Here is a 24,632-nt window from a genome sequence, read left to right as displayed (position 1 = left end):
CCGTACTGGTCATCAAATAAAAAGGCGGCGCCCATGGGACGCCGCCTTTCTTAATGCCCTATCGGGAAACTTACCCCAGCCGGGCCAGTGCATCGGCCAGCTTGGCCCGCACCGTGTCAGCTTCGGCCCGACGATCGCGCTGTTCCTCGATAACCTCTTCCGGCGCCTTATCCACAAAGTTCTTGTTGGACAGTTTGGCGTCGATCTTGGCGATGTCCTGCGCAAGCTTGCCAATCTCCTTGGCCAGACGGGCCTTTTCCTTCTCCACATCGATGAAGTCGGCCAGCGGCAGGATCAAGGTGGCTTCGTCCAGGATGGCCTGGGCGGAGCCCTTGGCAGCGTCTTCGCTGGTGGTCTCCACACCCGACAGCCGGGCCAGACGCAGGATCAGGTCGCGATGGGTGGCCAGACGCTGGCGCGTGACCTCCGACGCGCCTTTCAGCAGCAGCGGCAACTGCGCCGATGGCGGCACGTTCATTTCTGACCGCACGGTACGGATGGTGGAGATGAGGCGCACCACCCATTCCATCTCATCGCCGGCCGCCGCATCGACCAGGGCGGCCTGGGGCAGGGGCCAGGGGGCGGAGATCAGGGTCTGACCCTGGCCGCCCAGCTTCTCGTTCAGTTCCTCCGTGATGAAGGGCATGACGGGGTGCAGCAAGTGCAGGATACGGTCCAGTACCCAGGCCGTGGTGGCGCGGGTTTCGGCCTTGGCGGCCTCGTCCTCACCATTCAGGATCGGCTTGGTAAATTCCAGGTACCAGTCGCAGAAGCTGTTCCAGGCAAACTGATAGATACCGTTCGCCGCCTCGTTGAACTTGTAGGCGTCCAGCGCATCGGTGACGCGGCCCGCCGCCTGCTGCACCGCGCCCACGATCCACTTGTTGACCGTCAGCTTTACGCCCGCCGGGTCGAAGCTAGGCACCTGTGCTACCTGATTCATTTCGGCGTAGCGCGCCGCGTTCCAAAGCTTGGTCGCGAAATTGCGGTAACCTTCGACGCGGTTCACCGCCAGCTTGATGTCGCGGCCCTGGGCGGCCATGGCCGTCAGGGTGAAGCGCAGGGCGTCGCAGCCATACTGGTCGATCACTTCCAGCGGGTCGATGACATTGCCCTTCGACTTCGACATCTTCTGGCCCTTCTCATCGCGGACCAGGGCGTGGATATAGACCGTCTTGAACGGCACATCGCCCATGAAATGGATGCCCATCATCATCATACGGGCGACCCAGAAGAAGATGATGTCGAAGCCGGTGACCAGCACGTCACCCGGATAATACCGGTCCAGTTCCGGCACCTTTTCCGGCCAGCCCAGCGTGCTGAACGGCCACAGGGCGGACGAGAACCAGGTGTCCAGAACGTCGCTGTCGCGGGTCAGCGCGACGCCGGCGCCGGCCAGGGCCTGCGCCTCTTCGGCGGTCTCCGCCACGAAAACATTACCATCGGCATCGTACCAGGCGGGGATCTGGTGACCCCACCAGAGCTGACGCGAGATGCACCAGGGCTGGATGTTGCGCATCCATTCGAAATAGGTGTTCTCCCAGTTCTTCGGGACAAACACGGTCTTGCCGGTTTCCACCGCCTCAATGGCCGGCTTGGCCAGGGTTGCGGCGTCGCAATACCACTGATCGGTCAGCCAGGGCTCGATCACCACGCCGGAGCGGTCGCCATGGGGCTGGGTCATCTTGTGCGGGACGATCTGTTCCAGAAGCTCCAGCGCCTCCAGATCGGCCACCACCTTCTTGCGCGCCTCGTACCGGTCCAGACCGCGATAGGAATCGGGCACCGGCTCGCTGAACGCCTCCAAACGGCCATTGGCGTCGGGCTTGTAACCTTCGAAGGCCTGAACGATGCGGGCATCGCGGTCCAGCAGGTTGATCAGCGGCAGCTTGTGGCGCTTGCCGACCTCGAAATCGTTGAAATCATGGGCCGGCGTGATCTTGACCGCACCCGATCCCGTCTCCGGATCGGCATATTCATCCGCCACGATGGGGATCATGCGGCCGACCAGGGGCAGGCGCACGAACTTGCCGATCAGGTCCTTGTAGCGCTCATCCTCGGGGTGAACAGCGACAGCCGTGTCGGCCAGCATGGTTTCCGGACGCGTCGTGGCGACCACGATATAGCGGCCTTCCTGCCCATCGATCGGATAGCGGAAGTGCCACAGGTTGCCGTTCACCTCCTTCTGCTCGACCTCCAGGTCGGAGATGGCGGTGTGCAGCTTGGGGTCCCAATTGACCAGGCGCTTGTCGCGATAAATCAGGCCCTGGCGGTACAGCTCCACGAACACCTTGCGGACGGCCTTGTTCAGGCCTTCATCCATGGTGAAGCGTTCGCGCGCCCAGTCGGTCGACGCACCCAGGCGGCGCAACTGCGTGGTGATGGTGCCGCCGGACTCAGCCTTCCATTCCCAGACCTTTTCCAGGAATTTCTCACGGCCCAGATCCTGGCGGCTGATGCCTTCCTTGCCCAGATTGCGCTCCACCACCATCTGCGTGGCGATGCCGGCATGGTCGGTACCGGGCTGCCACAGGGCGTCCTTGCCGCGCATTCGCTGATACCGGATCAGGATATCCTGCAAGGTGAAGGTCAGCGCGTGGCCCATATGCAGGCTGCCCGTTACGTTGGGCGGCGGCATCATGATGGTATAGGGCGTCTGGTTCGAATCGACGTGTGCGGCAAAGGCACCCGTCTCCTCCCAACGCTGATAATGGCTGGCTTCAACCTCGGCGGGGGAGAACGTCTTTTCCAACATGATGGCCGGACCTTCCGGGTAAAGGGGATTGGTTTAGATAAAGGAAAAGGGGCGACACCAGCAAGGCGCCGCCCCTTTTGTTCACGTCAAAGCAGGCAAGCGCGTCAGTCGAGGCCGCGCCGTACTACCCGCTCAATCTCACGCTTGACCATTCGTTCAACCATGGTGGGCAGATTGTCATCCAGCCACTCACGGATCATGGGGCGCACGATCTCATAAACGATCTGCTCCAGCGTAACATCGCCCCGACCGACGGGGCCATCGCCCATCAGGCTGGGCCCGCCACGGCGAAAACCGGCCAGACCGGACGCAAAGGCACGACTGGCCGCATCGGCGGCATAGTCGGAAATCAGCCCACCATCCTCAGGCGGCGGCGCGCGACGCGGCGGGGGTGGCGGACTGTAATATTCCGGCTCCTCCTGAACCATCTGGGTCAGTTCCAGCGGCTCTTCCTCAACCGGCCCAAAATCAGGCTCCGGCTCCGGCTCCATCATCATCGCCATGGGCGGCGGTGGTGGCGGAGGAGGGGGCGGGGGAGGTGGCGGCGGTGGCGGAGGAGGAGGTGGTGGCGGGGGAGGTGGCGGCGGCGGAGGAGGAGGTGCAGCCTCTTCGCCCGGCGTCTCGCCATCTTCGGAAATGATCCTGCGAATGGAAGCGAGGATCTCTTCCATCGATGGTTCTTGTGAGGACCCTTTGTCGGCCATTTCGCGCGTAACCTGACCTTCCACGAATTCGTTGGCAAGCCTAGGGCAGAACGCGAGAAATTTCCACGAACTTGTTAACAGGATTGAAGAATCGGCTCTGAAGGCGGCCAAAAAGCAAAGGGGAGGCCGATTGGCCTCCCCTGCTGGCGCTCATTTGCGTCAAATGCTGCCGAATCAATCAGCCGACAGACCCCAGATCTTGCTGGAAGCACTGTTGTAATGCGCTTCCACATCATAGGTCTGGACCTGCAGGCCCAGGCTGCCGACCGACAACTGACCGGTGGCGGCCATCACCTGGAAGCTGGCCACAACCTCGTCACGCTGTGCGCGAACCAGCTCGACCTGGGCGTTCAACAGTTCCTGCTCGGCGTCCAGCGTATCCAGGACGGTACGCGAACCGACGGTGGCTTCCTGACGCACGCCTTCCAGGGCGATGTTGGCGGCACGCACCTGCTCATTGCGCGACTTGATGGAAGCGCGGGCCGTGCTCAGCGCTTCCCAGGCACGGATGCCGGTTTCGCGGGCGCCACGAACGGCCTCGTCGATCTGGATACGGCGCTGGGAAGCGGTCTGCTTTGCTTCACGCACGCGCGCTGTGGTGCCGCCAGCCTCGTAAATCGGAACCGTCACGCGGGCAAGGATGGCGCCATTGTCCAGATCGCCCAGGGTGCCGGGGCGATCCCAGGTGCGGCTGTAGGAACCGACCAGCGACACGGTCGGCAGCAACTCGCCCGCGACCTGATCGACAGCGGCGTCAGCGGCACGTTCGGAGAACTTGGCCGCCAGAACCTGCGGATTGTTCTGTTCCGCCAGCGCGATGGTGGCGTCCAGTGAGGCCGGCAGGCCGGTCAGCGGGGCAGCCTGGGTCAGGCCCTGCGGCACCGCACCAATCAGGCGGGCGAAGGTTGCGCGGCTGGCGTTCAGGGCGCCTTCGGCGGCAATGCGGTTGGAGGTCGACAGGGCCAAACGCGACTCGGACTGGCTGACGTCGGTGCGGGTGATTTCACCCACGCGGAACCGGTCATTAGCCGCTTCCAGCTGACGCTTCAGCACCTGCTCGTTATTCACGGTCAGCTGCAGAACCGCCTCGTCGCGAACCACGTCGGAATAGGCCTGGGCAACAGCCAGCAGCACCGACTGCTCGGTGGATTGCAGGGAAGCGCGCTGTGCTTGTACCAGAGCTTCGGCACGGCTCAGGCTGGCAACGGTGCGGCCACCACGGAAAAGCGGCTGCACGATTTCGGCACCGACCGACTTCTCGGTCCAGTAGGTCTCAACCGGGCCGTTCTTCTGCAGATTACGGCTGGCGCTACCATTGGCGTTGATCGTCGGCAGGAAGCCAGACTTGGCCTGCGGGATCAACTCGTCGGTGGCGCGCAGCTGGGCGCGGGCGGCGTCCAGGGTCGGATTGGACTGATAGGCCTGGGCCAACGCGTCCTGCAGAGACTGTGCGCTGGCGGGGGAAAGGCCAAGTCCGAAGGCCAGGGCCACGGCCGGCAGAGCGGCGCGCGCCACGCGGCGCAGGATCAGGCTGGTCGGGGACTGCTTCAGACGGCTGGAGTCCATGGTCAATACACCTTCATGGTCGGATCGATACGCCGGGCCCAAGCGTCGATTCCGCCCGCAAGATTGATGGCCCGGTCGAAACCCTGGGTGCGCAGCCATTGTGTGGCGTACGCGCTTCGCATGCCGTGGTGGCAAAGCACCGCAATATCGCGGTCCTCTGGCAATGCCGCCACGGCTGACGGCAATTGCCCGAGCGGAATGTGGATGCTTTGCGCGATATGGCAAAGTTCCACTTCCCAGGATTCACGTACATCCAGCACGACAATCCCGTCATCCGTCCGGAGCCTGTCCGCCAAATCCTCCACCGTCAGCTCATTGTCTGTGATGGGGCGCACAGAACCCTCCGGATACTGAATCAGAACTGGAAATCGGCCTTGGCTTCGAAGCCCGGCAGAAGGGCCGCTGATGCATCGAAAAGGATGCGACTGGACACTTGTCCACCAGTCTTCAGATAGAGGCGGGCGGTGCCCTGGCCGCTTTCGGGCAGGATAACGGCCAGAAGACGCCCGCCCTCAGCCAGCTGGTCCAGCAGCGCGGGCGGCACTGCGGCAACCGCACCCTGCACGATGATCACGTTGTACGGCGCCTGTTTGGCCCAGCCGGCATTCAGCGGGCCGTGCATGACGGCGGCATTGTCCACGCCCTGGGTCTGCATCGCCTGGTTGGCGAAAGCGGCCAGTTCGCTGTCCGATTCCAGCGCCACGACGGTGGCGGCCAGGCGACCAATGACAGCGGCGGAATAACCGGTGCCGGTCCCCACATCCAGGACGATATCCGTAGACTCGACCTTCGCGTCGTTCAGAAGGCGTGCCAGAACCATCGGTTCCAGCAGATAGCGACTTCTGGTAACCGGGATGCTCTTGTCGACATAGGCGACGCCGCGCAGGCCTTCAGGCACGAACTGGTCGCGCGGCACGGCCAGAAAGGCATCGACCACACGCTGATCGGTCACCTTGTTGGGCCGGATCTGGCCTTCGACCATGTTCAGACGGGCGGCGCTATATTCGGTGGTGGCCATCATGGACGTGTCTGTCGCGCTGGGGAAAGGAAAGGGCGGGTGGGCCCAGCCGCCGGAAAGCGGGAACCCACGCTGCTATATATCCGTCCCGCCCGCGGAACACAATGTTGCGGCTGCACCACAGACCCGTGCGACGGAATTCTTCTTTCAGGCCCTTGACCTTGGTGGCGGCACCCGTCTATATACCGGCCCCACCCCGGACGGCGATGCCGAACGGCGGCACCGATGGCGCGGTGGCAGAATGGTGATGCAACGGACTGCAAATCCGTGAATCCGGGTTCGATTCCCGGCCGTGCCTCCAGAATTAGAAGGCCCGTCCTCACGACGGGCCTTTTTCTTTGCCCTCACCCCAAGCCCTTTACCAGTGCTGCGCGCAGATCCGCCGGCGTATCCGCACCTTTCAGCAGCAAGGGCAGGCGCAGCAGGGCCAGAAGCGACAGGCTGTCGGTGATCTCCCCTGACAAGGCCATATCAAGCGCCGTACGCAGGGGCAGGCGGCGCAGCCGCAGCTGTTCAGTATCATCCGGCTCTGCCTCTCCCTCGGTCAGGTCCCAGGCAACATAAAGTGTGCCTTCCTCATCCGAGACGCTGTTGGACAGGGCCACGCGGGGGATAATGGGGATCATGCAGGCAGCGGTCAGGCCCGTTTCCTCCCGCAGCTCCCGCCGGGCGCCCGTGGTCGGGTCCTCGCCCGCCGGCACGCCGCCTTCAGGGATTTCCCAGCTGTAACGGTTCAGGGGGTATCGGTACTGCCCCACCAGCCAAGTCGTGCCATCCGCAGCCACGGGAACCACGCCGACGGCATGATTTTGGAAATGGACTAGGCCATAGATGCCAGGATCACCGCTGGGTTTCAGCACTTCATGGTGATCCACCCGGATCCAGGGATTCTCATAAACCGGACGGCGGGTCAGCGTGCGCCAGGGATTGGCGTCCGGGTCATCGTTGCGCATGCGTGTCCCCCTTGTCAGACATGGGTTCAGGCTACTGGAATCACAGGGATTTTCTACCCCGATCAAGAAAATGCGCAAAATCGTGAAACAGGGGTTTACAAACCCGGATCGGGTTGGCTATAAGCCCGCCCACCGCACGATGCGGCGCCGATGACGCGTCGTGACGTGAGCACTGATCCCAGGTAGCTCAGAGGTAGAGCAGGCGGCTGTTAACCGCCCGGTCGGGGGTTCGAATCCCTCCCTGGGAGCCAATCGGCAGGGCCGGATGCCCAAAAAGCGTCCGGCCCTGTTCATTCAGGGGTGCGATTGGCACACGTACCATAGTAGTTCCAGTGTTGGAAATGGCCTGATCCCAGGTAGCTCAGAGGTAGAGCAGGCGGCTGTTAACCGCCCGGTCGGGGGTTCGAATCCCTCCCTGGGAGCCATTTCAACCTGGCCCGTCAGACGGGCCCATCGGAATATCCCCGACATGGTCGATATCACACCCATCATCCCCGCTGACCGTCAGGTCATCGACACCTATGCCCCTGGGCGTTTTCGGGTGTCGAATGTGGTGCATGAGGGGGCTGTGATCGTTTTCCCCGATCGTTCCATTGCGTGGGACGTACCCGGCTTCGCCGATCTGACCGCCGATCATTTCGCCGCTGTGCTTGCCGCCGATCCAAAGCCGGATGTGCTGCTGCTTGGCTCCGGTGCCCGCATGCAATTACTGCCATCGGCCCTGCGCAAGACGCTACGGGAGCAGGGGCTGGTCGTGGATGTCATGGACAGTCCCGCCGCCTGCCGCACTTATAATGTGCTGCTGGCTGAGGGGCGGCGTGTGGCCGCCGCCTTGCTGACGGTCTGATCCTGCTTTACCGCGCAGCGATGGTCACGGTGATCGTGTCGGCATAGTCGCCGGCCACATGCTGATTGGAAATCGGCACCGTCACCTTCAGATCGGACTTTTTGCCAAACTGGGCCGTCGCACGCTGGACGACCATCTGGCTGGTTAGGTTGCCGGCATTGCTGTCGTAATCGACGGCATAGGCAATCTCGTTGGCGCCGCTTTTCATCTTGCCGCCATTGGCCGACGCCAAGCTGATGGAATAGCCATTGCCGGCATTGCAACTCTCCGTCACCGACCCGACCGTCTTCGACCCTTCGCCGCTGGTCAGGTTCCAGATGACATTATTGTCCTGGACGCTGATGGCGCAGGACATGGGCATGTTGCCCCTCAATGAAAAATTACCGCCCGTGCTCTGCGCCATGGCGGCGGGCATCAGGGCGGTTGATGAGAGTAGCAGGGCCAAAACGGCCCGGACCAGTACATGGCGCATTCTGCACCTCATTGTCCGGATATGGAAAACCCCGCCCGGTTTCGGGCGGGGGTGGGGCGGAAAACTTACTTGGCGGCGATGGTCACGGTAACGGTGTCGGCGTAGTCGCCGGCAATGTACTGGTCGGAGGCGGCGATGGTGACCTTCAGGTCGGACTTCTTGCCGAACTGAGCCGTGGCCCGGTCAACAACCATCTGGCTGGTCAGCGCACCACCCTGGCCGTCATAGTTCACCTGATAGTCGATGGTGAAGTTGCCGGACTTCAGCTTGCCGGCATTGGCCGAGGCCAGCGTGATCTTGTAGCCAGAACCGGAATTGCAGGTCTCAGTGACCGAACCGACGGTCTTGGCATTCTCACCGGCCTTAAGGGCCAGGGACTGGTTCAGGTCCTGGACGGCGATGGTGCAGGACAGAGCGACATTGCCCTTCAGCGCTATCGTGCCGGAAGCGTTCTGGGCCATGGCGGGGGCGACGATGGCAGAAGCGATCAAGGCGGCGGCGGCGGTCTTGGCGAAGAACTTGTTCATGATGTCGGCTCCGACGGTTCTTTTATGGCTGGGAAGGCATTTGCCTTTCTGACCACTCCTGCTGCACGGGGTATGCCAATCGGATATGGACGGATTTGGGGGCAAAAATGACTGTGTCAGGGACAAAACTATTTATTTATGCATTGCATAATTCAAATAATGCTCCATCAAATGCATTATGCAACACTTGATATATGGGATTGCAAACAAAGGATGTGGAAAGCCACATCCTTGCCATCAACCCTCCATGATTGCCGGTCATCGTCGCCCGGCTTGCGGGATCGGCTGGGGTGGGTTGATGCTTGGCCCTGTCATAAAGACCCATTGTCGCGTTAACTTGGTAAACAGGGGACGGCACCGTCGGCAAAGGCGGTGGGGAAGGGTGGCATGAGCAACCTGTCGGATCGCAATCTGGGGGCTGAGGCGCGGCTGAAGGCCGTGTTCGCGCGCGAACAGGCGCGCGGCATCGAGATGGCCACCTGGGCGCGGCTGATCGGATTGGGCGCGATCTTGAGCTGGATCACCGCCCTGGACCAATCGGTTGGCAACATTGCGGGTTATATCTGCATCGCCATACTGGCCTGCAACGGCATGGGCCTGTGGGCACTGCACCGGACAAGGCTGTTCCGGCCATGGCACCTGTTCGCGTCGGTCGCCTTCGATCACGCGGCAATTGCGGCTGTGATGACGGTGCCTGTGGTTTTCAACGGGGAGGTGATGCCCGCCGCCCTGACCACGCGCAGCGTCTGGTTCGCGGTCTTCTTCCTGATGGTGGTCAGTTCCGCCACCTTGCAGCGACCGGCCTTGGTGGTGTGGAGCGGGTTGACCGCCGTCCTGTCCTGGTCGGCGGTGGTCGTCCATGCCCTGCGTGAGCCGCGATCCTTCACCATGCCGATGGACTGGCCCTTTCACAGCACCAGCCTGAATGAGATTTTCGAGGTCATGCTGGACCCCTACTATATCGACCTGCCCGGCTGGCTCAGCCAGGTGCTGATCTTGATGCTGGTTGCCCTGACCCTTGCGGCGGCGGTACGGCGGTCCAAGATGCTGCTGGTCAGTCAGGCCGCGACGGAGTGTGAACGGGCTAACCTGGCCCGGTACTTCTCGCCCGACATGGTGGAACGGCTGGCGGCCAGCGACAGCCCCCTGTCGCAACCCAATACCCGCGTCGTCTGTGTGCTGTTTGCTGATCTGACAGGTTTTACCCGCCTGTGCGAGAATGCGCCAGCTTCGGAGATCATCGACCTGTTGCGCCAGTTCCGCATCCGCATGGAACAGGCCGTCTTCACCCATGGCGGCACGGTCGATAAATATATCGGCGACTGCGTGATGGCTACTTTCGGCCTGCTTGCCCCCAGTGGCCGGGACCCGGCGGCGGCCCTTGCCTGTGCCCATGACATGCAGGATGCCATCCATGATTGGAACCGTGAACGTGCAGCCCATGGCCTGCCGTCGGTCGGGCTGGGCATCGGTGTGCATTATGGAGCTGTCGTGGCGGGCGATATCGGGTCGGATCAGCGACTGGAGTTCACCGTCATCGGCGATACGGTGAATGTCGCAAGCCGTTTGATGCATCTGACCCGAGAGTTGGAAGCCGGCATTGTCATTTCCGATGAGGTGGCGGGTGCGGCCCTGGTCACCGATGGTGAGGCGGCGTTGGCGGGATATCGCCGTGTGGAGGAAATGCCCCTGCGCGGGCGTGATGGCGCTATCGCGCTATGGTACCGGCCCCTGGCCTTGCGCGATGATGTCGCGGCCTGAGCCGGGGCCTGCTATCCTCCGCCCTATCTGCCCTTCCATGAGTGCCTGAAAACCCATGTTCACCGGCTTCTTCTATGACCTGCGCAAGGCCGGCGTGCCTGTCAGCCTGAAGGAATATCTGGCGCTGATGGAGGCGATGCAGGCCGGCATCGCGGGCTATGCGGTGGAGGATTTCTATTACCTGTCGCGCGCCATCCTGGTGAAAGATGAGCGCAACCTGGATAAGTTCGACCGGGTGTTTGCGACGGTTTTCAAAGGCTTGGAAGGCCCTGCTGCCATCGGCGCTGAGGAGCTGACGGCCCGCATCCCGGAGGAATGGCTGCGCAAACTCGCCGAGAAATTCCTGACCGACGAGGAGAAGGCCCAGATCGAGGCGCTGGGCGGCTGGGACAAGCTGATGGAGACACTGGCACAGCGGCTGGCTGAACAGAAGGACCGGCATCAGGGCGGCAATAAATGGATCGGCACCGCAGGGACCAGCCCGTTCGGCGCCTATGGCTACAATCCCGAGGGGGTGCGCATCGGCCAGGATGGCAGCCGCCACCGCCGCGCCGTGAAGGTCTGGGACAAGCGGGAATTCCGCAATCTGGATGACAGCGTCGAACTGGGCACCCGCAACATCAAGGTCGCTTTGCGCCGCCTGCGCAAATTCGCGCGCCAGGGGGCTGCCGATGTGCTGGACCTGCCCGACACGATCAGCTCAACCGCCCGCAACGCCGGCTGGCTCGACATCAAGATGGTGCCGGAACGGCATAATGCCGTGAAGGTGCTGCTGTTCCTGGATATTGGCGGGTCGATGGACGACCATATCCGCTTGTGTGAGGAATTGTTCAGCGCCGCGCGTGGAGAATTCAAGCATCTTGAATATTATTACTTCCATAATTGCGTCTATGAGGGCGTATGGAAGGACAATAGGCGCCGGCATGTGGAAAGGCTTTCCACGTTCGACGTGATCAATACCTATGGTCCCGATTATAAGCTGGTCTTTGTCGGCGATGCGTCGATGAGCCCTTATGAAATCACGCAGCCCGGCGGCTCGGTGGAGCATTTCAACGAGGAGGCGGGCATTGTCTGGATGCGCCGCCTGCTGGACAAATACCCGCACTCCATCTGGCTGAACCCGTCCGATGAGCGCTACTGGACCTATACGCAGTCGATCGGGATTTTCCAGAAGATCATGGAAGGCCGCATGTACCCGCTGACCCTGGCGGGGTTGGACGCCGGCATGCGGGAGCTGATGCGCTGATCAATTCTCCCTCCGGCATCGGTTTTTTGTTAGGATGATTGCCACTTCACCCTGTCTGCATCCGCTGTGAAACATGCCGGGAAACCATGTTGCGTAGGGTTTCGCGTCTGTCGGTGGGGCACACGCCACGTAACATCGCCGACATGGATGTTGCACAGGGTTTCACAGGGTCGACCGGCACATCCTGTGAAGGACGCGCCGATTGGATGGTGCACAATGTTTCACAGGGCCGGTTCTTCGCCTTAAATATCGGGAACAGGCGTGGTTTCGACACAAAAGTTCTTTGTCGTCCATGACTTGTGTCACGGGGTCAGGGCCGCCCCGACCTTCGGTGCGATTGTGCGCAAACGGTAACGGGATTAACTTCCCCTCCGCCAAGCCCGGCAAACCCCGCTGAAGGGGACGGGCATTGACGAAAAGGAACATCACATGACCGAACCTACCCCCATTACCATTGCGCGCGGCGATGGCATCGGCCCGGAGATCATGGACGCCACGCTGGAAGTCCTGCAGGCATCGGGCGCCAATCTGGCCTTCGAAGAAATCCAGATCGGCGAAAGCGTTTATAAGCGCGGCATCATGAACGGCATGGAGCCCAGCGCCTGGGATAGCCTGCGCCGCACCAAGGTCTTCCTGAAGGCCCCGATCACCACGCCGCAGGGGGGCGGGTACAAGTCGCTGAACGTGACGATCCGTGGTGCGCTTGGCCTTTACGCCAATATCCGCCCCTGCGTCTCCTATCATCCCTATGTCTCGACCAAGCACCCGACCATGGACGTGGTCATCGTGCGCGAGAATGAAGAAGACCTGTATGCCGGTATCGAATACCGCCAGACGCAGGAAGTGACCCAGGCGGTAAAGCTGATCACCCGGCCCGGTTCGGAAAAGATCATCCGCTACGCCTTCGAATATGCCCGCGCGAACCATCGCCGCAAGGTGACGGCCTTCGTGAAGGACAACATCATGAAGATCAGCGATGGCCTGTTCCATCGTGTCTTCGACGAGATCGCTGCCGAATATCCCGACATCGAACATGAAAGCATGATCGTCGATATCGGTGCTGCCCGGCTGGCCGACACGCCGGAGCAGTTCGACGTGATCGTCACGCTGAACCTCTATGGCGACATCATTTCCGACATCGCGGCCCAGATCACGGGTTCGGTCGGTCTGGCCGGCTCCTCTAATATCGGCGACCAGTGCGCCATGTTCGAGGCCATCCACGGCTCCGCCCCCACCATCGCCGGTAAGAACATCGCCAACCCGTCGGGCCTGATCCTGGCTTCGGTGATGATGCTGGTCCATATCGGCCAAGCCGAGGCTGCGGAGAAGATCCACAATGCCTGGCTGCGCATGATCGAAGACGGCATCCACACCGTCGATATCTTTAAGCGCGGCGTGTCCAAGGCCCGCGTCGGCACCCGCGATTTCGCGCAGAACCTGATCGACCGCCTGGGTGAGCGCCCGACCCAGCTGATCCCTGCCTCCTATCAGGTGGGGGAGAAGGCCAGCTTTGCCGGTATCGCTCTGAAGGATTATGCGCGTCAGGAGAAGAAGCTGATCGGCGTCGATGTGTTCCTGGACCACAAGGGCGGCAATGGCGACGACATGGCAGCGCGTGTTGCGGGCTTGATCGGCGGCGATCTGAAGCTGTCCATGATCTCCAATCGCGGTCAGAAGGTCTGGCCCGATGGGGCGCCGGAAACCTTCTGCACCGATCATTGGCGCCTGCGCCTGCTGGGGGATGGCAAGGCTCCCGTCAGCCCGGCTGCTATCATCAGCCTGCTGGGCCGTTTCGCCGATGCCGGCCTGGACGTGGTGCAGACGGCCAGCCTGTACAGCTTTGACGGCGCCAACGGCTTCTCCGCCGCTGCTGGGCAGTAAGTGCAAAGGATGGGGTGGGGAAGGGGGATATAGTCCTTCTTCCCCCTTCGGATAGGTAGCGGAGTTACCCACAGGAATCCGTACCGCGCCCCCTACCCAAGCCGAATCAAATTTGGTAGGTTCACATCCAAGAGGCCACCATATTTAGTGGCCGGATAATGGATAAGACAGCGATCCGCAGGGTCTGGGGCTAGACCCGTCAATGTGGTGAACTATCTGTTCCGGTGTCGGTAATTGCCATAGCACAAGGGGACCTGGAGCGTGGAAGCGACGGAAAGCACCTGGAGCGAAGAGCGCGTTGAGAAGCTGCGCCAGCTTTGGGGTCAAGGCATGAGCGCCAGCGAGATCGCCGAGCTGTTGGGGAATGTCACCCGCAATGCCGTGATCGGTAAGGCGCACCGTCTGGGCCTGTCTGGCCGGCCGTCACCCATCAAGAAAAAGCCGACCAAGGGTGCAACGATCCTCTCCCTGACGGAACGGATGTGCAAGTGGCCGGTTGGCGATCCGAAGTCCCCTGACTTCCATTTCTGCGGCAAGCCCTCCTTGAACGGTTTGCCCTATTGCGCTGAACATGCGGCTATCGCCTATCAACCGGCCCGCAAGCGCGAGGATGACCGCAAGTTGGGCGTGGCCTGAAAGCCCCCGACTAAACGGTGACAAAGAAACCCCGGCATCGAAAGATGCCGGGGTTTCTTTTTGCCGATTGATATGCTTGCTGAATTATCTACACACATTCTTCTGTGCAAATGGATAGTTTCCAATATTTCAACCATGTCAACAGCAGAGGTTAAAGTTCAGGTAATAATCAAGGTGCACGTTAAGCGCAGGCGAAGAAATCGCCACGCCAGAACAGGAGCGTGCCATGCGGTCTTATCTTTCTAACCTTTCGGTTACAGGCAAGCTGTCACTAGCCTTTGGTATAGTGATCGGGGTGGTCACCTTTTCCGGTGTCGGGATCACCAGCTTCTTGAACCGGACACATGAAGCGGTTGACCTAAATACCCAAAGCTATCAAGTACTGGATCAGGTCTCGGTCCTTCAACAGTCGATCCAGCAGCAGCAAAGCGCGGTACGCGCCTTTCTGGTTACGGGCGATAAGGAATTCCTATCCCCCATAGCCACGGCGCGCACCAACTTCACCAAGGCCATGGATGAAGCCATGAGCCTGACAGGCGAGGATGCGGCAACCCAGGCGCAGTTGCGGGAGGTTGGTGCGGCTGCGTCAGACTGGCAGGCGAATGTAGCGGATCGGGAGATCACGCTGGTTGGACAGCCCGGCGGCCTGCAGGCCGCCCGTGATATGGTGGCCCAGCATGTCAGCGCACCGATCATGGCGCGGTTGAGCAAGGCCCTGGATGCCATTGAAAAGACAGAACGGGCGCAGTTGGCCGACCGGACGGTGATCGCTGACGAAGGGTTGCATGGCATGCTGACCATGCTGTGGTCGGTCATTGCGGGCGCCGCCCTGGTCGCACTGCTTTGTGCTTTCGCCCTGGCGCGGATGGTCGTGACGCCGCTGAACCGGGTCAGTGCCGCCATTGGTGAACTGGCCGGCGGCAAGGTAACCCGCGCGTTGGATTGGGCGCGGGGCGATGAAATTGGGCGGATCGCGCAGGCCTTCGACACGTTGCGCGGCACCGTTGCCAAGGCCTTTGCCCAGGCGCAGATGATTGCCGATGCCCCGCTAGGCGTGATGACCTGTGACCCTGCCGACAATTTCCGCATCAACTACATGAACAAGCGCAGCGCGGAGGTGCTGAAGACGGTGGAGCACCTCCTACCTTGCAAGGTAGACGAGATGGTGGGCAAGTCGATCGACATCCTGCACAAACATCCCGAACATCAGCGCCGCCTGTTGTCCAACCCAGCCAACCTGCCGCACCGGACCAAGATCAAGCTGGGCGGGGAGGTCATGGATCTGCGGGTGACGGCGATACTGGACAGTGAAGGCCGTTATGTCGCGCCTATGCTGACCTGGTCGCTGGTGACCCGGCAGGTCAACCTGACCAATGACTTCGAGAAGAATGTGAAGGGCGTGGTTGATCTCGTGGCCCAGGCTGCCGATGAGATGGCCCGCGCCGCCGATGCGCTCAGCATGACTGCCAACAATGCCAGCGGGCAGTCGGTGGCCGTTGCCGCCGCTGCCGAGGAAGCCAGTGCCAATGTCGCCGCCGTGGCCAGCGCCACCGAAGAGCTTGCCGCTTCCATTCAGGAGATCGGTCGTCAGGCTGAGGCATCGAACAGCCGGACGAGCATGGCTGTGAAGGAGGCTGCCCAGGCTGACGAGTTGATGCGTCAACTGACTGAAAGCGCTCGGGAAGTGGGCGAGGTTGTTGAACTGATCAAGGCCATAGCCAGCCAGACCAATCTCCTGGCCCTGAACGCCACGATTGAGGCCGCGCGGGCCGGTGACGCAGGCAAAGGCTTTGCCGTGGTGGCTGGTGAGGTGAAGGGGCTGGCAACCCAGACGGCGCAGGCCACTGACCGTATCCGCCAGAAGGTGGAGGAAATCCAGGCCGCGTCTGGTCGGGCTGGTGGTGCCCTGCGCGGTGTCACGACCATGATCCGCGAGTTGCACGCCACCGCTGCGGCCATCTCTGCGGCCGTGGAGCAGCAGCAGGCCGCCACACGCGAAATTGCCAGCAACATCGCCCAGGCGTCTGCCGGCACCCGTGACGTGACAGAGCATATCAGCGGGGTCAATCAGGCCACCGGCGAGACCGGGGCCGCCGCCGCACAGGTGCGAGGCAGCGCGGATGAATTGAGCCTCGGCGCTGGCAAACTGTCGCAGCAGGTTGAACGCTATCTTACGGAAGCACGCGCCGCCTGACCGGTTCACGCTCCCGGTAACAGGTGAAAACTGGGCCGGACGGGTGACCGTCCGGCCCTATTTTTATCAGCGGTCGAGGATCAGGCCTGCCCAGTCAGCCAGGGTCGTACGGCCATAAAGGGCTTGATGCCCATCCCAATCGACAATGCCGTCGGCAATGGCCTTATACATCTCGACGAACTCCGCCTGTATTGCGGGATGCATACCCCATTCCGCTACCGCATCGGCCCATCCAGCGACCGGTAGGGCCAGCACGTGTACCGGCTTACCCAGCCTATCGGCAAAGGCCGCCCCAACCTCCCGCATGGTGACAGGCTTTACGCTGTGCAGTTCGACCACTGGGGCAGGGGCAGCCATGCCGGTTAAAAGGTCAGCGACCGACGCGCCAATATCGCGGACCGGGATCATGTCCATACGCTGGTCCGGGTCAATAAGGCTGGGCAACAGCCCTTGCTCCTGGATCACCGACAGCACCGGAAGCAGATTCTCCAGAAAATAGGGCGCACGCAGAAATGTGGCATTGGCACCCGCCGCCTTGAATGCCGCCTCGACCCGGTTGTTGGTCTTAATCATACCGGTTCCAGCTGTGTGCTGGGCAGCGATAGAGGACAGGACCACGGTCAGCGGCAGTTTGGCCGCCTTGCTGGCAGCTGCCAACACATGCCCAAGGTCGGACGCCGCCTCGATAGGATTGGGAATGTCATAGCGGGACGGGCTCAACACGAAGGCGCCATCAGCCCCGCGCAAGGCCTGGATCAGGGCGGGTGCATCGGTTAGGTCCGCTACCGCTACCTCCGCCCCCCGCATGGCCCACGACGCGCCCTTGGCCGCATCGCGTACAATGACCCGCACGCCATGACCAATGGACAGCAGCGCTTCGGCAACTGCTGCACCGGTATTGCCGGAAACGCCGGCGACAGCAAACAACGACATCCTCTTCTCCATTCTCAGATCAGGGGCCGTTACGGCCCCGGTCAAGGGGGAGAATGACAAAATGCTTTACATACAAAAAATGAATGTGAAATATAATCAATATGCACCAAGTGAATTTAGCTGGCATTGACCTTAATCTGCTGACCGCGCTGGAAGCACTGTTGCGGGAACGCAGCGTGACCAGGGCGGCGGAAGCGGTTGGCCTGTCGCAGCCGGCGATGAGCCGCGCGTTGGGTCGTTTGCGGGCGCTGTTCGATGACCGGCTGTTCGTGCGTGGGGTCTATGGGCTGATACCCACGCCGCGCGCAATGGCGGTGGAAGAACCGCTGCAACGGGCCTTGGCAGGTCTGCGCGGCGTGCTGATGTCGCCGGGGTTTGATCCCGCACGGCACCAGGGGCGATTTCGCGTCCTGTGCCCCGATGTGCAATGCATGGAGTTGCTGCCAACCCTGGCCAACCGCCTGCAGCGGACAGCGCCCGGCGTCGAACTGGAGGTCATCAGCTTCCGCACGGATCCGTTGGGCACGGTTGAGGCGGGGGAAGCTGACCTGTCGGTTGGCTATCATCCTCAAATTCGGGCAGGTTTTCACGCAACCAAGGTCTATAATTCCAGCTTCTCCTGTCTGGTGCGGGCCGACCATCCGGTAGTGACGGAGGGACTGACCCTGAAGCGGTTTGTCGATATGCCCCATATCCTGGTCACCGTGACAGGGCGCGGCGGTGGCGCCGTTGATACGGCCTTGGCAACACGGGGCCTGTCCCGTCAGGTCGCTGTCCGCCTGCCACATTTCATGGCCGCGCCGTTGGTTGTGGCACAGACCGACATGGTCCTGACCGTGCCATCCGGTCTGGCGCGGCGCATCGCCGTCTTGGCACCGCTGGCCATCCTGCCGCCGCCTGTAGAACTTCCGGGCTTCGATGTCAGAGTCGTCTGGCATGAACGTTTTCAGGACGACCCGGCACACACTTGGTTCCGGCGGGAAGTCGTCAGCGCACTGCGTGAAGGGGCAGCAGTAAGTGATTGATTTTTAACAAGAGTCGTACTTCAAGATAGAGTCCACCCCGCCTACAGTTCCTAAAGTGATAATTATGATTATGGAAATTAACAACCCATCAAAGCTTTACTATATGTTCTGTCAATGCGCTTTGCACACCGGCCTCAATCATCTCCATCACCGTTATGGCCTGACGGACTGTGACCGGGTTTGGCTGCAGACCTCTGATCGCGTCTACCACCCCTGCATAATAGCAGCGATAATCACCCGGTAGGCCCACATGGGCTGCGGCTGTCATGGTTCCATCAGCACCAATGCGGGTCAATTGACCTGGTCGCGGATCCCAGCCCCAGTTATCGCAGCCTGGCACCAGACCTGCCTTCAGCATGTCCTCCTGGCTATCAAGGCCGTGCTTCACAAAGCTGCCGCTGTCCCCATGCACTGCAAAACGCAAACCATTGTCTGCCGTCAGCATCGATCCATGCAAGATCACACGCAGACCGTCAGCATAGCGTAGGATGGCGTGGAAATAGTCAGCGGCACCGCAACCGGGCCGTTGTGTAGCGATATCGGCTAATAAGTCGACTGGCCTGCCGAACAGGCACAAGGCCTGATCTAGGATATGCGGGCCCAAATCGTACCAGAGGCCAGCACCAGCCACGCCTGCCCGTTCACGCCAACGGTCGCGTGGGACCAGCCGGAACCGATCGAAATGGCTTTCAAACTGTGTCACACGGCCCAGGGTCCCATCCTTGATCAAGCGTGACAGGGTCAGGAAATCAGAGTCCCACCGTCTATTATGGAAAATAGATAAAACCCGGCCTGTCTGCTGTTCCAGGGCGGCCAGCGCCCGGGCCTCGTCCAGCGTAACCGTAAAGGGCTTATCCACGACCACATGCTTGCCCGCCAGCAGCGCGCGCCGTGTCAGATCGGCATGGGTATCGTTGGGTGTGGCGATCACCACCAGATCGATACCGGAATCGGCAAGCACCACGTTGATGTCTGGCGTGACAGCAACATCTTCTCCCCAATATTGCCGCACCTTGCCAGCATTTGAAGAAACGATGCAGGCCAATTCCAGGCCCGCCGTTGCCGCGATCAAGGGCGCATGAAAGGTTTGGCCAGCATAACCGAAGCCAACAAGGGCGGTGCGCAGCGTGGCCATTCTCTTCCTTTCAAAACAATCAATTATGGAAGGATGTCTAGTCCCCCTGCCCGCCCGGTATCAGCACCATGCCATCGTAGCCAGGTTCAACCCCCGGCGGCAGCATAGCGCGCAGGCTGGCGTAATCCATGCTCTGGTTCATGTGGGTCAGAACAGCCCGACGGGGGCGCAGCCGTTCGATCCAGCCGCGCGTGATCTCCCAATGGGCATGGACCGGATGCGGCGGTTCGATGCGCACACAATCAACGATCCAGGTATCGACCCCGGCCAGGATATCGAACGCTTCGTCCGACAGATGAACGACGTCGGTGGAATAGCCGATGGGGCCAAAACGGAACCCTAAGCTTTCCGAATAGCCATGATCCTGCACGAACGGCAAAACCTCAATGGAACCAATGGTCAAAGGGCCATTGATGATATTTGGTATCAGGACAGGACGCGGGAAAAAGGGTGGCTTAACCTCTGCCGCCGCGAAGCAGTAATCGAAGCGGCGGGTCAGGATGTCCATGGTCTTGGCGTCACCATGAAGCTGTACCGGCGCATGTTGTAGCCAGTTCACGGCCCGCAGGTCGTCAATGCCATGGGCGTGATCGGCATGGGAATGGGTATAGAGTACCCCATCCAGCCGCTTCACCCCGGCATCGTTCAGCTGTTCGCGCATGTCCGGACCGGTATCGACCAGGATGGTCGTGTCCCGGTTCTGGACCAGAATGGAGGGCCGGCGGCGGCGATTGCGGGGCTCTGCCGGGTCGGCATTGCCCCAGACATTGCCGACTAGCGGCACCCCGCCCGACCCGCCGCAGCCCAGGATGGTGACGCGCAGATCATCCATCGCGGACACTTACGCCGCCTTCAGAGCCGGGGCCGGCACCTTGTTGAAAAGGCGCAGAAAATTGGCGGTGGAGACGGATGCCATGGTGGCCACGTCCACGCCCTTCACCTCTGCCAGGGTGCGGGCCGTGTGCGCGACAAAGGCAGGCTCATTTCGCTTGCCCCGCATAGGCACGGGCGCCAGATAAGGGGCATCGGTTTCCACCAGCAACCGGTCCATCGGCACGATGGCGGTGGTATCCCGCAACTCTTCCGACTTCTTGAACGTCAGGATGCCGGAGAGCGAAATGAAGAAGCCGATTTCCAAAGCCTGTTCAGCCAGTTGCCGGCTGCTGCTGAAGCAATGCAGCAGGCCGCGCAGACGCCCCTGCCCCTCTTCCCGCAGGATGCGGATCGTATCTTCATCCGCATCGCGGGTATGGACGATGATCGGCAGGTCGGTTTCCAGACAGACGCGGATATGGCGGCGGAAGCTTTCCTGCTGCACATCGCGCGGTGACTTGTCATAGAAATAATCCAGCCCCGTCTCCCCGATGCCGACCACCTTGTGCTGCCTTGCCAGACGCAGCAGTTCAGCCTCGGTGCACAACGGGAACTCTTCGGCTGCCTGGTGCGGATGTACACCTACGGTGCAATAGACATCGTCATAATTCATGGCGATGTCATGCACTTGGTCGAAGCGGCTGATATGGGTGCAGATGGTCAGCATCAGGCCCACTCCCGCATCCCGCGCCCGCTGCACCACCGCGTCACGCTCCGGCGCGAAGTCGGGGAAATCCAGATGGCAGTGGCTGTCGACCAGCATCACTTCGCCTCCTCCGGCGCGACATAGCGCGGGAAAGCCGGTGTCGGGGCCGGAAGCGGCGTGCCGGGCGAGAGCGGATTGGCCGCCAGATTGGCAAAGCCACGTTGGTCCGCCGACACTGCCAGCAAATCCAGAATGCGGTTGCTGGTATCGGGCATGAAGGGCTGGGTCATGATCGCCAGTTGGCGAATGACATCAGTCAGGGTGTACAGCACGGTGCCCAGCCGCACCGTGTCGGTCTTTGCGAGGGTCCAGGGAGCCGTTTCCTGGACATAGCGGTTGGCTTCGTCCACGACGTGCCAGATCGCGTCCAGCGCTTTGTTGAAGGCCTGAATGTCCAGTTCGGCGCGCACGGCATCCAACATGCCCTTGGCGGCATTCAGCAGCGCGTGGTCTTCATTGCTGAGCGCGTCTGGGGCCGGCAACTGGCCGCCATGATACTTTTGAATCATGGAAAGAACGCGTTGGCACAAGTTGCCGTAACCATTGGCCAAATCGACATTGATCCGTTGCGCCATAGCACGCTTGGAAAAGTCGCCATCATTGCCAAACGGGATTTCCCGCATCAGGAAGTAGCGGGTCTGGTCCAGGCCATAGGTTTCGATCAGGTCGGCGGGCTTGACTACGTTGCCCAGCGACTTGGACATCTTCTCACCCTCCACCGTCCACCAGCCATGGGCGAAGACGCGGCGCGGCAGCGGCAGCTTGGCCGCCATCAGGAAGGCCGGCCAATAGACGGTGTGGAAGCGCAGGATGTCCTTGCCCACCATGTGCAGGTCAGCGGGCCAGAACTTCGCGAAATCGCCGGTGGTGTCCGGATAGCCGACGGCGGTGATGTAGTTGGCCAGCGCATCCAGCCAGACATACATCACATGCTTGTCGTCCCCGGGAACCTTGATGCCCCAGTCGAAGGTCGTTCGGCTGATCGACAGGTCACGCAGGCTGCCCTTGACGAAGCTGATCACTTCCGACCGCTTGCCTGACGGCATGATGAACTGCGGCTGCTCTTCGTACAGCTTCAGCAGCGGTTCAGCATAGGCCGACAAGCGGAAGAAATAGCTGGGTTCTTCGACCCAATCCACGGGCGCGCCGGTAGGGGCGAAACGCTTGCCATCGCGCTCCGTCAGTTCGTCTTCGTTATAGTAGGCCTCATCACGGACGGAATACCAGCCACTGTAGCTGCCCAGATAGACGTCGCCGCTTTCCAGCAGGCGTTCCCAGAGGAACTGCACCGCCTTGATATGGCGGGCCTCCGTCGTGCGGATGAAATCGTCATTGCTGACGTTAAGCAGCTTGGCCAAGTCCCTGAAATTTTGAGAGTTCTTATCCGCCAGTTCCTGCGGGGTCGTCCCGAACGCCTCGGCCGACTTCTGGACCTTCTGGCCATGTTCGTCGGTGCCGGTCAAGAACTTGACGTCAAAACCATCCAGCCGCTTGAAGCGGGCCATCACGTCGCAGGCGATCGTCGTGTAAGCGTGGCCGACATGCGGCGCATCGTTCACGTAATAGATCGGCGTAGTGATGTAATAGGGCGCGCGCCCGGACATGGGACTTCTCCGCGAAGCGATAGGACGGTGTTCAGCCGGCAGCGGCCGCTTCGATCCGCGACAGCACCGACATCAGGGTCTGGCGCCGGTCGAGATTGGCGGATTCCGCCTTGGCGAACATATGGTTCGTGTTCTCCCACACCTCTACCCAGCGATCAAGGTTACCCGACCGTTGGCTCCCCTGCATCAGGCGATGGACAAGGGCGGCTTCGCCGGGAACGACCTCAGGCGGGATGGTGCCACGGGCACCGGCGCGGGCCACACGGCCCAGCCACCAGCCGATCAGTTCGGTGACGGCGACCCAGTTCGCCTCCTCATTCCCGCCACGTAAGGTGGCGTCAATGAAGGTATAGGCCTCCACTATGTCGAGCCTGGGCAGGCTGTCGAAGACGCCAAGCATGGCCTTGTACAGGGTCAGGCCACCGGCTGCATGCAGTTCAATCGCGCGACCAATGCTGCCTTCAGACAGGCGGGCCAGGGCCGTACGTTCCGCCTCCTCCAGGTCGGGCAGATAGCGGAACAGCAGTGCCTTCACCTGCGCCTCGCTCAGCGGTTCGAGCGCAAGCTTGCGGGTGCGCGACCGGATAGTGGGCAGCATGGCGCCGACATTATCGGCCACCAGCAATATCAAGGCTTTGGAGGGTGGTTCTTCAAGGATCTTCAGAATGGCGTTCTGACCGCTGGTGTTCAACTGATCGGCGCCATCGACGATTACCACCCGCCAGCCGCCTTCTGCCGACGTCAAGCGCAGGAACGGCGCGATCTTACGGATTTCATCGACGGGCAGGTCTCGCTTGAACCGCTTACGCTTTTCATCCCAGGTACGCTGTACCGTCAGCAGGTCGGCATGACCGCCCGAGGCAATACGGTGGCAGACGGCGCTGTCTGTATCGACCACCAGACTGGTCGGGTCGGGCGGCGGGCCGAACAGGCCCATCTCCTGCTCCCCTGGCAGCCCCTTGGTCAGCACGAACCGCGCCATGCGGAAGGCCAGCGTGGCCTTACCGATGCCGGGCGGCCCACCGATCAGCCAGGCATGATGCATGCGACCGGAATTCCAGCTATCCAGAAGCAATTTCTGTGCGGCACCATGGCCTTCCAGATGGGTATTACGACGCGGGTTGAACGCGTCATCCGCCTCATGCGGTTGCCCGCTCACAGCGCCACCCCCAGTCGGTCGGCGATGGCAGCACGGATGGCAGCCTGAATGGCGTCAATTCCAGCAGAGGCATCGATGATGGCGCAGCGGGAAGGTTCAGCCCTTGCAATGGCTTGGTAGCCTTCCCTCAACCGCTCATGGAACGCGACATGCATTCGCTCATACCGATCCTCACCCCCGCGACGGGAGGCGGCACGGGCCAGACCCTGGGCTGGATCGATATCAAGGATCAGGGTCAGGTCGGGTTTCGTATCACCCACGGCGATATCGCGCAGCGCCGTCAGCACGCCATGATCCAGGCCGTGACCATAGCCCTGATAGGCCATGGTGCTGTCGGCGAAACGGTCACACAGCACCCATTGTCCAGCATCTAGCGCGGGCCGGATTTTCCGCATGACATGGTCATGCCGCGCAGCGGACAGCAAAAGCGCTTCAGATGTTGGCAACCAACGTCCAACATCACCATTCACGAGCATATTGCGAATGAACTCCGCGCCCGGCGATCCTCCAGGTTCGCGGGTCGCCACCACGTCGATGCCGCCGGCGCGCAGAGCGTCGGCCAGCAGGCGGATCTGGGTGGATTTGCCAGCCCCCTCGCCGCCCTCCAACGTGATGAAGCGCCCGCGTCCCATGCCGA

Annotated in this window: 23 protein-coding genes and 3 tRNA genes; 11 read left to right on the top strand and 15 right to left on the bottom strand. The window is 61.4% G+C overall.

Features of this window, described 5'->3' with window-relative positions; all coding sequences use genetic code 11:
- Positions 1-70: 70 nt before the first annotated feature.
- Both C0V82_RS04265 and C0V82_RS04260 read right to left on the bottom strand, forming a co-directional pair.
- Positions 71-2,755, bottom strand: coding sequence for a valine--tRNA ligase (locus C0V82_RS04265; RefSeq protein ID WP_102111256.1), 2,685 nt, complete (start codon positions 2,753-2,755; stop codon positions 71-73).
- A gap of 104 nt (positions 2,756-2,859) precedes the next feature.
- Positions 2,860-3,258 (bottom strand): DUF2497 domain-containing protein, encoded by a 399-nt coding sequence (locus tag C0V82_RS04260; protein WP_308421099.1) that lies wholly within the window; start codon positions 3,256-3,258, stop codon positions 2,860-2,862.
- An 11-nt stretch (positions 3,259-3,269) separates the two neighbouring features.
- On the opposite strand from C0V82_RS04260, the gene C0V82_RS27870 reads away from it, so the two are divergent.
- Positions 3,270-3,395, top strand: a complete 126-nt coding sequence (locus C0V82_RS27870) for a hypothetical protein (RefSeq protein WP_308421100.1) — start codon at positions 3,270-3,272, stop codon at positions 3,393-3,395.
- Positions 3,396-3,633: 238 nt separating this feature from the next.
- Here C0V82_RS27870 and C0V82_RS04255 read toward each other — a convergent pair whose 3' ends face one another.
- The 3 genes from C0V82_RS04255 to C0V82_RS04245 are packed head-to-tail and all read right to left on the bottom strand — an operon-like array spanning position 3,634 to position 6,046.
- A complete protein-coding gene (locus tag C0V82_RS04255; RefSeq protein WP_102111254.1) occupies positions 3,634-5,025 on the bottom strand; it encodes a TolC family outer membrane protein in 1,392 nt (463 codons plus the stop codon).
- 2 nt (positions 5,026-5,027) lie between these two features.
- The gene (locus C0V82_RS04250; protein WP_245924149.1) at positions 5,028-5,360 is read right to left on the bottom strand and encodes a rhodanese-like domain-containing protein; all 333 of its coding nucleotides are present in this window, start codon (positions 5,358-5,360) and stop codon (positions 5,028-5,030) included.
- A gap of 20 nt (positions 5,361-5,380) precedes the next feature.
- Entirely contained in the window at positions 5,381-6,046 is a 666-nt protein-coding gene (locus C0V82_RS04245) for a protein-L-isoaspartate O-methyltransferase family protein (protein WP_102111253.1), read from the bottom strand.
- 224 nt (positions 6,047-6,270) lie between these two features.
- On the opposite strand from C0V82_RS04245, the gene C0V82_RS04240 reads away from it, so the two are divergent.
- A tRNA-Cys gene (locus C0V82_RS04240) sits at positions 6,271-6,344 on the top strand.
- Between the two features lie 43 nt (positions 6,345-6,387).
- On the opposite strand, the gene C0V82_RS04235 is transcribed toward C0V82_RS04240, so the two are convergent.
- A complete protein-coding gene (locus C0V82_RS04235; protein ID WP_102111252.1) occupies positions 6,388-6,996 on the bottom strand; it encodes an NUDIX domain-containing protein in 609 nt (202 codons plus the stop codon).
- Between the two features lie 176 nt (positions 6,997-7,172).
- On the opposite strand from C0V82_RS04235, the gene C0V82_RS04230 reads away from it, so the two are divergent.
- The 3 genes from C0V82_RS04230 to C0V82_RS04220 all read left to right on the top strand — a co-directional run bounded on the left by C0V82_RS04230 (position 7,173) and on the right by C0V82_RS04220 (position 7,843).
- Positions 7,173-7,247 (top strand) — tRNA-Asn (locus C0V82_RS04230).
- Between the two features lie 99 nt (positions 7,248-7,346).
- Positions 7,347-7,421, top strand: a tRNA-Asn gene (locus tag C0V82_RS04225).
- Positions 7,422-7,465: 44 nt separating this feature from the next.
- Positions 7,466-7,843: an Mth938-like domain-containing protein gene (locus tag C0V82_RS04220; protein ID WP_102111251.1), complete on the top strand. Its 378-nt coding sequence runs from the start codon at positions 7,466-7,468 to the stop codon at positions 7,841-7,843.
- Between the two features lie 7 nt (positions 7,844-7,850).
- Here the strand turns inward: C0V82_RS04220 and C0V82_RS04215 are convergent, their stop codons facing one another.
- Positions 7,851-8,315 (bottom strand): spore coat protein U domain-containing protein, encoded by a 465-nt coding sequence (locus tag C0V82_RS04215; protein WP_158659727.1) that lies wholly within the window; start codon positions 8,313-8,315, stop codon positions 7,851-7,853.
- A 65-nt stretch (positions 8,316-8,380) separates the two neighbouring features.
- The gene (locus tag C0V82_RS04210; protein ID WP_102111249.1) at positions 8,381-8,842 is read right to left on the bottom strand and encodes a Csu type fimbrial protein; all 462 of its coding nucleotides are present in this window, start codon (positions 8,840-8,842) and stop codon (positions 8,381-8,383) included.
- Positions 8,843-9,229: 387 nt separating this feature from the next.
- Here C0V82_RS04210 and C0V82_RS04205 point away from each other — a divergent pair, with 387 nt between their 5' ends.
- From C0V82_RS04205 to C0V82_RS04185, 5 genes are all read left to right on the top strand, one after another.
- A complete protein-coding gene (locus C0V82_RS04205; protein WP_102111248.1) occupies positions 9,230-10,603 on the top strand; it encodes an adenylate/guanylate cyclase domain-containing protein in 1,374 nt (457 codons plus the stop codon).
- Between the two features lie 55 nt (positions 10,604-10,658).
- Entirely contained in the window at positions 10,659-11,849 is a 1,191-nt protein-coding gene (locus C0V82_RS04200; RefSeq protein ID WP_102111247.1) for a vWA domain-containing protein, read from the top strand.
- 429 nt (positions 11,850-12,278) lie between these two features.
- Entirely contained in the window at positions 12,279-13,730 is a 1,452-nt protein-coding gene (locus C0V82_RS04195) for an NADP-dependent isocitrate dehydrogenase (protein WP_102111246.1), read from the top strand.
- 261 nt (positions 13,731-13,991) lie between these two features.
- A complete protein-coding gene (locus C0V82_RS04190) occupies positions 13,992-14,366 on the top strand; it encodes a GcrA family cell cycle regulator (RefSeq protein WP_082372212.1) in 375 nt (124 codons plus the stop codon).
- Positions 14,367-14,592: 226 nt separating this feature from the next.
- Positions 14,593-16,560 (top strand): methyl-accepting chemotaxis protein, encoded by a 1,968-nt coding sequence (locus C0V82_RS04185; protein ID WP_102111245.1) that lies wholly within the window; start codon positions 14,593-14,595, stop codon positions 16,558-16,560.
- 66 nt (positions 16,561-16,626) lie between these two features.
- Here C0V82_RS04185 and C0V82_RS04180 read toward each other — a convergent pair whose 3' ends face one another.
- Positions 16,627-17,493: an NmrA family NAD(P)-binding protein gene (locus tag C0V82_RS04180; RefSeq protein WP_158659726.1), complete on the bottom strand. Its 867-nt coding sequence runs from the start codon at positions 17,491-17,493 to the stop codon at positions 16,627-16,629.
- 101 nt (positions 17,494-17,594) lie between these two features.
- On the opposite strand from C0V82_RS04180, the gene C0V82_RS04175 reads away from it, so the two are divergent.
- Complete coding sequence (locus tag C0V82_RS04175; RefSeq protein ID WP_102111243.1) at positions 17,595-18,518, top strand: LysR family transcriptional regulator; 924 nt, start codon at positions 17,595-17,597, stop codon at positions 18,516-18,518.
- Positions 18,519-18,606: 88 nt separating this feature from the next.
- On the opposite strand, the gene C0V82_RS04170 is transcribed toward C0V82_RS04175, so the two are convergent.
- From C0V82_RS04170 to tmk, 6 genes are read right to left on the bottom strand one after another with little or no spacing between them, the layout of a single operon-like run.
- Positions 18,607-19,653, bottom strand: a complete 1,047-nt coding sequence (locus C0V82_RS04170) for an oxidoreductase (RefSeq protein WP_102111242.1) — start codon at positions 19,651-19,653, stop codon at positions 18,607-18,609.
- Between the two features lie 37 nt (positions 19,654-19,690).
- Positions 19,691-20,485, bottom strand: a complete 795-nt coding sequence (locus C0V82_RS04165) for an MBL fold metallo-hydrolase (RefSeq protein WP_245924204.1) — start codon at positions 20,483-20,485, stop codon at positions 19,691-19,693.
- A 9-nt stretch (positions 20,486-20,494) separates the two neighbouring features.
- Positions 20,495-21,289, bottom strand: coding sequence for a TatD family hydrolase (locus C0V82_RS04160; protein ID WP_102111241.1), 795 nt, complete (start codon positions 21,287-21,289; stop codon positions 20,495-20,497).
- Entirely contained in the window at positions 21,289-22,836 is a 1,548-nt protein-coding gene (gene metG / locus C0V82_RS04155) for a methionine--tRNA ligase (RefSeq protein ID WP_102111240.1), read from the bottom strand. Before metG ends, C0V82_RS04160 begins: the two co-directional genes overlap by 1 nt.
- A 31-nt stretch (positions 22,837-22,867) precedes the next feature.
- Positions 22,868-23,995 carry a DNA polymerase III subunit delta' gene (locus C0V82_RS04150; protein WP_102111239.1) on the bottom strand — a complete coding sequence of 376 codons (1,128 nt, stop codon included), beginning with the start codon at positions 23,993-23,995 and terminating at the stop codon, positions 22,868-22,870.
- Positions 23,992-24,627, bottom strand: coding sequence for a dTMP kinase (gene tmk, locus C0V82_RS04145; RefSeq protein ID WP_102111238.1), 636 nt, complete (start codon positions 24,625-24,627; stop codon positions 23,992-23,994). The genes C0V82_RS04150 and tmk overlap by 4 nt, the downstream gene beginning before the upstream one ends.
- Positions 24,628-24,632 lie beyond the last annotated feature (5 nt).

Source organism: Niveispirillum cyanobacteriorum (assembly GCF_002868735.1).
GTDB lineage: Bacteria > Pseudomonadota > Alphaproteobacteria > Azospirillales > Azospirillaceae > Niveispirillum > Niveispirillum cyanobacteriorum.
The sequence above is the reverse complement of the archived record's forward strand: the minus strand, read 5'-3'. Positions and strand labels throughout refer to the sequence as shown.

Bases quoted from the DNA above. Each gene is read 5' to 3' on its own strand.
- C0V82_RS04245 (WP_102111253.1), bottom strand. From the start codon at position 6,046: ATGATGGCCACCACCGAATATAGCGCCGCCCGTCTGAACATGGTCGAA.
- C0V82_RS04215 (WP_158659727.1), bottom strand. From the start codon at position 8,315: ATGCGCCATGTACTGGTCCGGGCCGTTTTGGCCCTGCTACTCTCATCA.
- C0V82_RS04200 (WP_102111247.1), top strand. From the start codon at position 10,659: ATGTTCACCGGCTTCTTCTATGACCTGCGCAAGGCCGGCGTGCCTGTC.
- C0V82_RS04235 (WP_102111252.1), bottom strand. From the start codon at position 6,996: ATGCGCAACGATGACCCGGACGCCAATCCCTGGCGCACGCTGACCCGC.
- C0V82_RS04220 (WP_102111251.1), top strand. From the start codon at position 7,466: ATGGTCGATATCACACCCATCATCCCCGCTGACCGTCAGGTCATCGAC.
- C0V82_RS04260 (WP_308421099.1), bottom strand. From the start codon at position 3,258: ATGGCGATGATGATGGAGCCGGAGCCGGAGCCTGATTTTGGGCCGGTT.
- C0V82_RS04160 (WP_102111241.1), bottom strand. From the start codon at position 21,289: ATGCTGGTCGACAGCCACTGCCATCTGGATTTCCCCGACTTCGCGCCG.
- C0V82_RS04195 (WP_102111246.1), top strand. From the start codon at position 12,279: ATGACCGAACCTACCCCCATTACCATTGCGCGCGGCGATGGCATCGGC.
- C0V82_RS04165 (WP_245924204.1), bottom strand. From the start codon at position 20,485: ATGGATGATCTGCGCGTCACCATCCTGGGCTGCGGCGGGTCGGGCGGG.
- C0V82_RS04205 (WP_102111248.1), top strand. From the start codon at position 9,230: ATGAGCAACCTGTCGGATCGCAATCTGGGGGCTGAGGCGCGGCTGAAG.
- C0V82_RS04185 (WP_102111245.1), top strand. From the start codon at position 14,593: ATGCGGTCTTATCTTTCTAACCTTTCGGTTACAGGCAAGCTGTCACTA.
- C0V82_RS04175 (WP_102111243.1), top strand. From the start codon at position 17,595: ATGCACCAAGTGAATTTAGCTGGCATTGACCTTAATCTGCTGACCGCG.
- metG (WP_102111240.1), bottom strand. From the start codon at position 22,836: ATGTCCGGGCGCGCGCCCTATTACATCACTACGCCGATCTATTACGTG.
- C0V82_RS04255 (WP_102111254.1), bottom strand. From the start codon at position 5,025: ATGGACTCCAGCCGTCTGAAGCAGTCCCCGACCAGCCTGATCCTGCGC.
- C0V82_RS04265 (WP_102111256.1), bottom strand. From the start codon at position 2,755: ATGTTGGAAAAGACGTTCTCCCCCGCCGAGGTTGAAGCCAGCCATTAT.
- C0V82_RS04210 (WP_102111249.1), bottom strand. From the start codon at position 8,842: ATGAACAAGTTCTTCGCCAAGACCGCCGCCGCCGCCTTGATCGCTTCT.
- C0V82_RS04170 (WP_102111242.1), bottom strand. From the start codon at position 19,653: ATGGCCACGCTGCGCACCGCCCTTGTTGGCTTCGGTTATGCTGGCCAA.
- tmk (WP_102111238.1), bottom strand. From the start codon at position 24,627: ATGGGACGCGGGCGCTTCATCACGTTGGAGGGCGGCGAGGGGGCTGGC.
- C0V82_RS04180 (WP_158659726.1), bottom strand. From the start codon at position 17,493: ATGTCGTTGTTTGCTGTCGCCGGCGTTTCCGGCAATACCGGTGCAGCA.